Consider the following 9459-nt stretch of genomic DNA (forward strand, 5'->3'; position numbering starts at 1 on the left):
AACAACAAGATTTTTCGCTTATATTAATGGAAGTTGGGGGCAAGTACATCATCACGGCTCTATAGATGATCCAGAATTATTAAAAAAATATCAAGCAGCTATTAAATAATGGCAAAATATAAATTTGGGGTGATTATACTATTATGGAAAAGGTAGCAAAGCGTATAAGATGATACTTCAAGAAAGGACGATTTCACCCATCTGTAAACCATTAAGCGAAGTTAGTTTAATTTAATGAATGGGGAAGCTAAAATATCAAATTTAAATTTTGATTTTGTTTGAACTTTTGTTTAGATTTTAATTAGTGTAAATCTCAACTGTAAGGGGTTAAGATAGGCGTAGAATAAAAAATAGAAGAGAAAAACGCACTTTGGAAGCATAAAGAATTTCACAAAATAGAAAGAGGTTCGTTTATGAGGCAACCTCTGAGATCATTTTTAATAACACTTTTTCTGGCTGTTGCTTTGGATTTTATTTTGGTAACGACCTCCTTCCCTCAGCAAGATACTACTTCCAAAAAGCCCGTTAAGCTAATTCTTAAAGACGGATCTGAGCTAATTGGAACGATCGTTAGCGAAGATTCTCTATCAATTAGTTTTAAAACTCTTGGCAACATTTCGATAATAATTCCCCGAGAGCAAGTGAAAGATTTAAAACATCTTTCAAATCATATTGTTATTGATGATCCCAATCACACACGCTTGCTGCTTGCTCCTACTGCTAGGCCACTTGCTTCAGGACAAGGTTACTTTTCAGCTTACGAAATTTTCTTCCCTCTTGTTGCTGTTGGTGTCACTGATTTTATTATGTTTGCAGGTGGTATGTCGCTTTTTCCAGGGGCTGAGAGTCAACTCTTCTATTTCGCTACGAAAGTAACTCCAATTCAAATAGGTAAGCTTGATGTTGCGGGAGGAGTTTTATACATTAATACTACTTCAAGAAGTTCCGATGGGGTGGGAATCTTATATGGTGTAACATCATACGGTAATCCGAACACATCACTTACATTTGGACTTGGCTGGGGATTCCATCGTGGTAGGATCGCTGATAAACTGATCATACTTCTGGGTGGGGAACTCCGCACATCAAATAATGCTAAATTAATTACAGAAAACTGGTTCCCGCCAAATTCTGATATAGCATTTCTCTCGTTTGGTGTGCGCTTCTTTGGAGAAGATTTGGCTGCAGATTTGGGTTTCATTTATCCAGCTGGTTCTAAAATTACTGGATTTCCTTTCATCCCTTGGCTTGGGTTTGTCTACAATTTTGGCACAGCAAAATGAGTTTTAGGTCAATGGCGATGTTCTTGGAAAAAGTTAAAACTAATTTTTACTAACTAAAGGAATTTCGCAATGTGTGATATTTTAATTGCAACGCCCAGAGCAACAAAGGAAAACATTATGATATTTGCGAAAAACAGTGATAGAGATCCCAATGAAGCTCAGATTATAGAGTTTATACCAAGACAAAAACATGTGGAGAATAAAGTTAAATTAACTTACGTTGAATTTCCGCAGGTCGAGGAAACTTATGCTGTAATTTTGTCCCGACCTTGGTGGATGTATGGGGCGGAGATGGGAGTTAATGAATTTGGTTTAACAATTGGAAATACCGCTGTCTTCACTAAAGAGAAAAGAGAAAAGGTTGGAATTTTGGGAATGGACATTATAAGGTTAGCCTTAGAAAGAGCTAAAAGCTCAAAGGAAGCTTTAGAGTTTATAATTTCAATAATAGAAAATTATGGACAGGGAGGGAATGGGAGTTACGAACATAGACTTTATTATCACAACTCATTCATAATTGTTGATCCAAAAGATGCGTGGGTGTTAGAAACCGCTGGAAAGAATTGGGTTGTGAAAAAGATAGAAGATGTTTATACCATTTCAAATGCTTTGACCATCCGAGATGATTGGGACCTAGCTTCTCAGAGTGTTGAGAAACTTAGGCAAAAGAACAAAAATTTTAGTTTTAGCAAATATTTCTCAGATAGGTTCTACACATATTTTTCTCATGGCAAAGATAGGAGAACTTTTACATATAAAAAGTTGGACGAAAAGAAAGGAGAGATAACATTAGAGTATGTAATGGAGGTATTATCTTCGCATCAGATTGAAGATTTTAGCCCCGAAAAGGGTTCGATGAGAGATATATGCATGCACTACGGTGGTTTAACAAGACCTTCCCAAACTGCATCTTCGCAAATATCTTTGCTTGGTGAAAATTTTCAAGTTCACTACTTTACAGGCACTTCTCTTCCATGTTTAAGTGTATTTAAGCCGATATATTTTGAAGGAGGTGTTCCTGAACTTGGAGAAAGACCAACGAATAAATATAGCTCTAAGAACTATTGGTGGCGTTTTGAGGTTTTGCATAGAAAAATTCAGACGAATTACAGGACTTATATTGCTGACTTTTTAAAGGATAAAAATGAACTGCAATTGAAGATAATTGAGAAAGAAGTTGATTTTAGAAAGAAATACTTGGAAGGCAAAGTTGATAAATGCGAGTTGTCGGGGTTAACTAAATGGGCTTTTGATGAGGAGGAAAAACTTTTGGAAAAATGGAACGATATCGTAAAGGTTGGAAAATTACCTTTGTTTTATTCTATGAATTGGGGTAGAGTAAATAAAAAGGCTGGGTTGATTTTCTGAAACTTTTGTTTGTGTCAACTTCTTTAAAATAAAGCGTGGGATAAAAATTCGTTAAGTGGTGAATTGCTTGCTTTCTGATGTCAGGGGGTTCAGAGGTGAGCACAAAATTTATTTGGAAGATTTATCTTTGTAGCATAACTTTAATTGCTTCTTAAAAATGTAGCTAAAACAAATCTTGAGGGTAAGCGATGAGATTAGAGGGTAAAAGTGCGGTTATCTTTGTTGAAGACCTTGTTGAGGAAATAGAACTTCTTTATCCAAAGTATAGGTTAATTGAAGAAGGAGTTAAGGTTAAAGTTGCGGGCCCAGAAGTTAGAGTTTTCAAAGGGAAGAATGGTTATCCGATCAAGGCAGATGTTAGTTTTGACGAGATAAATGTTAATGATTATGATGTACTTGTGATTCCTGGAGGATATGCGCCGGATAGAATCAGGCGAAATAAGACAGCGCTCGAATTGACGAGAAAATTTTATGAATCTGGTAAAGTTGTTGCTTTTATTTGTCACGCTGGTTGGGTTCCAATTTCTGCTGGAATTTTGCGAGGTAAAAAGGTTACGGGATTTTTCTCAATAAAAGATGACCTTGTAAATGCTGGGGCAGAATATATTGATAGTGAAGTTGTGATTGATGGAAATTTGATAAGTTCAAGAACCCCTGATGATTTGCCCGCATTTTGTAGAGCTATAATCTCTGCTCTTTCTGATTGAAACTTAAATTATATTGAGTGTGTTGCAATTAGTGAAAGTATAAAAGAAAAATGAGGCCTTTTATGTTGGGCGAGGTTCAGACATTAAAAGATGTTTTAACGCGTAATTCAAAGGAGGGGGAACTTTATAGAAAGATTGATGATAAGCGAATTGAATGCTTTGCATGTGGGCATAGGTGTAAAATTTCAGATGGAAGGGACGGGATTTGCAGGGTGAGATTTAATGTCGGTGGGAAACTCTATGTTCCGTGGGGATATGTTACATCACTTGCACTTGACCCGATAGAGAAAAAACCTTTCTTTCATGTTTATCCGGGAAGTTATACTTTGAGTTTTGGCATGCTTGGTTGTGATTTTCACTGCGATTATTGTCAAAACTGGGTGACTTCTCAAGCTTTGCGTGATCCTGTTGCAGGAGCTATGCCTGATTTTATCAGCCCTGAGGAAATAGTAGAGATTGCCCTTAAATATAAAAGCAGGATCATAACAAGTACATACAATGAGCCATTAATCACATCTGAGTGGAGCGTTGGGATTTTGAAGCTCGCAAGTCAGTATGGAATACGCGGGGCATATGTCTCAAATGGAAACGCAACTCCTGAAGTTCTTGATTATTTAAGACCCTATGTTGATTTTTACAAAGTTGATTTGAAAACTTTCAATGATTTGAATTATAGAAAGCTTGGTGGAAGGTTAAATGTTGTGCTTGATACGATCAAGATGCTTGTTGAAAAAGGTTTTTGGGTTGAAATTGTGACGCTTGTTGTTCCTGGGTTTAATGATTCTGAAGCTGAGTTGAGAGATATTGCGAGGTTTATAGCGAGCGTTTCACCGAATATCCCATGGCATGTAACTGCTTTTCATAAGGATTATAAAATGACAGATCCAGATAATACAAGACCGGAGCAGTTGATAAGGGCTGCTGAGATAGGCTATGAAGAAGGATTAAGATTTGTCTATGCTGGAAATATACCTGGCTATGTTGATAAATATGAGAACACTTATTGTTTCAATTGCGGAGCCTTGCTTGTTGAAAGATTTGGTTTTAGAGTGTTAAAAAATAAAATCAAGGAAGGAAAGTGTTATAAATGCGGAACTATTATTCCGGGTTATTGGGATTAGTTTTAATTTTTCTTGTTTGTTCCAGTTTGTTTGCGCAAGAAGCAAGGATAAAGGGGAAAGTTGTGGATTTCGAAACGGCTGAGCCAATTCCTAATGCAAATGTAGTTATCATCGGAACTAGATTTGGTGCTTCAACCAATTTAAGGGGAGAATTTGAAATAAGTCTTAAGCCGGGGATTTACGATGTTGAGGTGAGGGTTATTGGTTATCAAAGTGAGAGAAAGAAAGTTGATGTTGTAAGGGGTGGCGAAACATTTATTGAGTTTCGACTGAGGCAAGGATATATAGAACTTGAAGGAGTTGAAGTGCTTGCGGATTACAAAACCCGTCGTGCTGTCGATGTTAGACCAAGTGTAATTGAGGTTGAGCCTAAAGATGTTAAGGTAAGTGCTGGCTTTGGGGAGGATGTTTTTAGGATGTTAAGAACTTTGCCAGGGGTTTTTGCACCGTCTGATTTCGCAACACATTTCGTTGTCCGCGGCGGTTCACCAGATGAAAACTTGATAATTATAGATGGGGTTGAAATATACAATCCATATCGTCTTTACGGTTTTGTTAGCATGTTCAATCCCGATCTTGTAAGCGATTTCAATTTTATGGCAGGTGGATTTCCCGCTAAATATGGGGATAGATTATCGGCTGTCCTTGATGTATCAAGTCGCGATGGAAGTAGGGATAAAATTTTCTCAAGCATGATTAATATCAATCTGACGAATGCAAATTTGATTTTTGAGGGGAGGCTTCCCTTAAATGGCTCATGGATATTCTCGACACGAAGAACTTATTACGATCTTGTGCTTGGTCCAATCGCTAAAAAAACTGGGCTTGTCAGCGGAGATGTCACATTTCCAAATTTTTATGATTTTCATACTAAGTTAAGTTTTCATCCGTTCGACAAAAATAAAGTAGATCTTTTTTGGATTTATAGCAGAGATGCGATGGATGTTATAACAGGTGAAAATCTTGATAGGCCAGATAGCATCGCTGTGAATGATCTATCCTACAATAAAACTTTTGCTTTTTCATGGACTTACTCGCCGAGTAAAAATTTAGTTGCAAAGTTCATAACATCTTTATATAGAAATTCGGGCGAAAGTAAATTTGGCGGAGAAGTTTTGGATCCTTCGTATGATTTTGATAAGAGGGTTGTTTCAGATGATGCGGTATTTTTTAAGATTGAGACATGGTCGAATTATATGATTCAAAAGTTTTCGACATCGTTCGATTTAAGTTATGAGCTGGGGAAGAATTTATTTGAGTTTGGAGTTGGGTTGAATCGCGTTGCTTCAGAGTTGAAGTATATTTTGAAAATGGATGAGAATTTAAAAATGTTCCTCATATCGCTTGGATTTTTCTCGGCACCGGAATTTTTCAAGTATTCCGAGTCTTACGATCGCTTTTATTTCTATGCTCAAGATAGAATAAGGTTAAGCAGAAAACTTTCCATACAGCCGGGATTGAGGATTGAGCATTATGGGATCATCAAGAAAAATTATCTTTCACCCCGATTAAATTTGCTCTATAACATTGATGCGTTAATGAGTTTGAGATTTGCTTATGGGTGGTATTATCAGTCTCCCGGGTACGAGAAAATTTATGATCAAAATACATTTTTTGATTTCACTAAAGCAGAAAATTTAAATGCCGAAAGAGCCAAGCATTATATTTTGGGAGTTGAGCGTTGGCTTGCCCCTGAGGTTCTTATGAGGGTTGAGGGTTACTATAAAGATTTTGATAACTTAATTGTAAGAAAGCGTGTGAATGGAACGAGGTGGGTAGCCGATAGAATTCCAAACTATCCACCTACGGATATCAGAGGGTGGAGCGAGCCATATCAAGTATTTGTGAATGATTCAGTTACATCTATACCTGTCAATAAAGGTGATGGGAAAGCCTATGGGTTTGAAGTCTTTATCGAAAAGAGGGAGACACGACATAGTAAAATTTATGGATGGCTTTCTTATTCTTTCTCTGTTGCAAAGAGAAAAATTTATGATGTTGAATTACCATTTATGTTTGATCAAAGGCATACATTTAACATCGTTTTAAATTGGAAGATAAGCAAAAAGTTTAATTTAGGTTTGACATGGATGTACGGTTCAAATTATCCTTATACAGAGCCGATTGGGTTGAAGCCGAGAATTCTTGTGACAGATACTGTTGTTAAAATAATGACTGTAAGGGATAGGGTTTTGCTTGATCTTGATTTTGGAGGGTTGAGCAATTTCTTTAACGCTCGAAAACCACCGTATCATCGTCTTGATGTAAGGGTTACATATAACGCTAAGTTCTGGAACGCTGATTGGAGTTTTTATTTAGATGTTGTGAATGTCTATAACAGAAGAAATGTCGTTGCTTATGATTTTAGCATTTCGAAAGGTGAGATAAAACGAAAACCTATATCGATGCTTCCAATTTTGCCGACTTTTGGAATAAGTGTTAAATTTTAGCTGTGCCTGTTTTAAATAAACTAAATTTGAATGATATGAGGCGAGTTTACCTTGATCATAGTGCAACTACGCCAGTTGATCCTGCTGTTGTTAGTGCTATGACTCCATATTTTAATGAAATTTTTGGCAATCCATCTTCAGTTCATCAATTTGGCAGAGAAGCTAAGGTTGCTATAGAGGAAGCGAGAGGGAAGATAGCAGATTTTATAAATGCAGAGCCATCTGAGATAATTTTCACAAGTGGGGGGACTGAATCGGATAATTTTGCGATTTTGGGCGTGGCGCTTGCGGGTTTTAAAAGGGGAAAGAATCATATAATAACTTCTAAGATTGAACATCACGCCGTGCTTGATGTGTGTATTTATTTGCAAAAAAACGGTTTTGATGTGACATTTTTAGAAGTGGGGAGCGATGGTATAGTTGATCCTGATGATGTGAGAAAATCGATAACTTCAAGAACTTGCCTTGTAACTGTAATGCATGTGAATAATGAAATTGGAACAATACAACCTATCCAAGAAATAGGCAAAATAGCACAGGAATATAATATCCCGTTCCATACGGATGCAGTTCAATCTTTAGGAAAAATTGAGGTTGATGTTAAGAATTTAAATGTTGATTTGCTTTCGGCGTCAGCTCATAAAATTTATGGTCCGAAGGGCGTGGGATTTCTTTATGTTAGAAAGGGGATATACATTGAAAAGTTTCATCACGGCGGTTCGCAGGAAGCTGGAAGAAGAGCGGGGACGGAAGCTGTCCCGTTGATAGTTGGTTTTGGAAAGGCGGTTGAGATTTGTGCCGAGAGGATGAAGTACGATTATGAACATGTAAGTATGTTGAAGGAGCGTATGGTAAAGGGAATATATGAATCTGGATTTGATGAATTTTTAATTTTGAACAGTCCGCTTGATAAAACGATACCACATATCTTGAATTTTTCAGTAAATTCAAGTAAAATTGAAGTAGATGCAGATGCTTTAATTTATGGTTTTGATTTGAGAGGAGTTGCCGTTTCAAATGGTTCAGCGTGCACATCTGGGAGTTTGAAACCGTCTCATGTTATACTTGCTCTTGGAAGGGATGAAAAGACCGCTCTTGCTACGGTTAGATTTTCTTTTGGACGAGGAAACACTGTTGATGATGTCGATTATGCGGTTGAGGTATTTGCGGAGATAGTTCGAAGTTTTGTGGAGAAGGTTGCTTTAAAATAAAAAATTTTGGGCTCATGAGAATTTTTCGAAAGAAGAGTTTAGTCGTTTTCGTAATTTTAGCGTTGCTAGTTTATGATTTTTATCCAAGTTTAGCTTATGCGCAGAAAGAGAAAGTAAAGGTTGGATTTATTGGATTTAAGTTTGAAGGCGTTGGCGTTAAAGTGCAGAGGGATATAACGAACAGCGTTTTATATTTGCTTGCTGGAAAGCCGTCGGTTGAGATCGTTTCTCCTGAGGAGGCGGTATCAATAGTTGGAAGTGAAAAAATTAACTCTGTTTTATCTTTACCTTCGGAGAACGATGTTGTCATCCTTTCGCATATGCTTGGGGTTGATTATTTGTTTTTCGGTAATTTTGTGAACCAAGGAAAAGATACAAATGATGTTGTGCTTTATGGAACTTTTGAATGTTTTGATAGGCCAAAAAGAAGATTTCACACAGTTGAGATAACATGGAGATATGAGGATATCGATAGCGAGGTTAAAAAAATAGACAAGGAATTTATCAGCAAGGTGTTGCCAAAGAGTGGGGGTGTATTTACAAGTTTATTTTTTATAATAGTTCTGGGTTTGGTTATAATCGGGACTTATACGCTTGTATGGGGTTTAGGTGGAGAATCTCAGGAAGCTGGGGCGCCACCTGTGGCACAGTAGGCACAGTAAAAAACTTAGTATGGTGAGATTTATGTTTTGCAAGCTTTTAACACCACTTTTAATCTGCTTCGCATTTATTTCATGTAGAGAGGGATATTTAGCAGATGGCAAGGGTTTTGTTTCATATGAGGTTTCCTTCAACGCAGATAAAAGTTATATAATAAATGAGGCAACATTCATCTTGCAGTTGTATGAATATACACTTGAGATCGTTGATCCCACGAAAGATTATTATGTTGTGCAGACATATTGGAGGGTTCGTGATGGTCAAATTCCATTTGGTTCAGATACGGTTGAAGCTTTATTTAGAGATAGAGTGTTAGTTCATGTTGTTCCGCGGGGAAGAAGTAGTTTTTATTTCAGGACTTATCAGGTTTACAACATTGTGTTTCAGTTTGAGTTTCAGGTGAAGATGGGAGCTAATAATTGGGTTAAGTTTTCACCTCCGAAAGATTATTTAAAGGAGTATTCCGATATAATCAAGGAGTTGAAGATTAGAATGTTAAAGTATGGTCCAAGTCCAGGGGGATAAAAGCAATTTTATTTATTGGTAGTTTTGTTAATTCTTAATAAATCTTGCATTTTTAAGCGGGAATGATTATATTTATGATTGCTCTACCAGTTGAGCTACGGACGTGTTCTGCTTAGCGTGTTTCTTTGTGAATA

At 36.9% G+C, this 9459-nt stretch carries 8 protein-coding genes; all 8 read left to right on the forward strand.

Annotation, left to right across the window (positions count from 1 at the left end; genetic code table 11):
* Positions 1-413: 413 nt before the first annotated feature.
* The 8 genes from AWW78_RS08935 to AWW78_RS08970 all read left to right on the forward strand — a co-directional run bounded on the left by AWW78_RS08935 (position 414) and on the right by AWW78_RS08970 (position 9325).
* Entirely contained in the window at positions 414-1283 is an 870-nt protein-coding gene (locus AWW78_RS08935; RefSeq protein ID WP_047134926.1) for a hypothetical protein, read from the forward strand.
* A gap of 69 nt (positions 1284-1352) precedes the next feature.
* Positions 1353-2651: a C69 family dipeptidase gene (locus AWW78_RS08940; protein ID WP_047134927.1), complete on the forward strand. Its 1299-nt coding sequence runs from the start codon at positions 1353-1355 to the stop codon at positions 2649-2651.
* A gap of 188 nt (positions 2652-2839) precedes the next feature.
* Positions 2840-3358, forward strand: a complete 519-nt coding sequence (locus AWW78_RS08945) for a type 1 glutamine amidotransferase domain-containing protein (protein WP_047134928.1) — start codon at positions 2840-2842, stop codon at positions 3356-3358.
* A gap of 50 nt (positions 3359-3408) precedes the next feature.
* Positions 3409-4479 carry an AmmeMemoRadiSam system radical SAM enzyme gene (gene amrS / locus AWW78_RS08950; protein WP_102134778.1) on the forward strand — a complete coding sequence of 357 codons (1071 nt, stop codon included), beginning with the start codon at positions 3409-3411 and terminating at the stop codon, positions 4477-4479.
* Positions 4446-6929 carry a TonB-dependent receptor gene (locus tag AWW78_RS08955; RefSeq protein WP_047134930.1) on the forward strand — a complete coding sequence of 828 codons (2484 nt, stop codon included), beginning with the start codon at positions 4446-4448 and terminating at the stop codon, positions 6927-6929. The genes amrS and AWW78_RS08955 overlap by 34 nt, the downstream gene beginning before the upstream one ends.
* A gap of 35 nt (positions 6930-6964) precedes the next feature.
* Positions 6965-8140 carry a cysteine desulfurase family protein gene (locus AWW78_RS08960; protein ID WP_047134933.1) on the forward strand — a complete coding sequence of 392 codons (1176 nt, stop codon included), beginning with the start codon at positions 6965-6967 and terminating at the stop codon, positions 8138-8140.
* A gap of 14 nt (positions 8141-8154) precedes the next feature.
* Positions 8155-8793 carry a hypothetical protein gene (locus AWW78_RS08965; protein ID WP_047134931.1) on the forward strand — a complete coding sequence of 213 codons (639 nt, stop codon included), beginning with the start codon at positions 8155-8157 and terminating at the stop codon, positions 8791-8793.
* A gap of 31 nt (positions 8794-8824) precedes the next feature.
* On the forward strand, positions 8825-9325 hold the full coding sequence (locus AWW78_RS08970) for a hypothetical protein (RefSeq protein ID WP_047134932.1): 501 nt from the start codon (positions 8825-8827) through the stop codon (positions 9323-9325).
* Positions 9326-9459: the final 134 nt, after the last annotated feature.

It is taken from the genome of Candidatus Kryptonium thompsonii (assembly GCF_001535985.1).
In the GTDB taxonomy this organism is placed as follows: domain Bacteria; phylum Bacteroidota; class Ignavibacteria; order Kryptoniales; family Kryptoniaceae; genus Kryptonium; species Kryptonium thompsonii.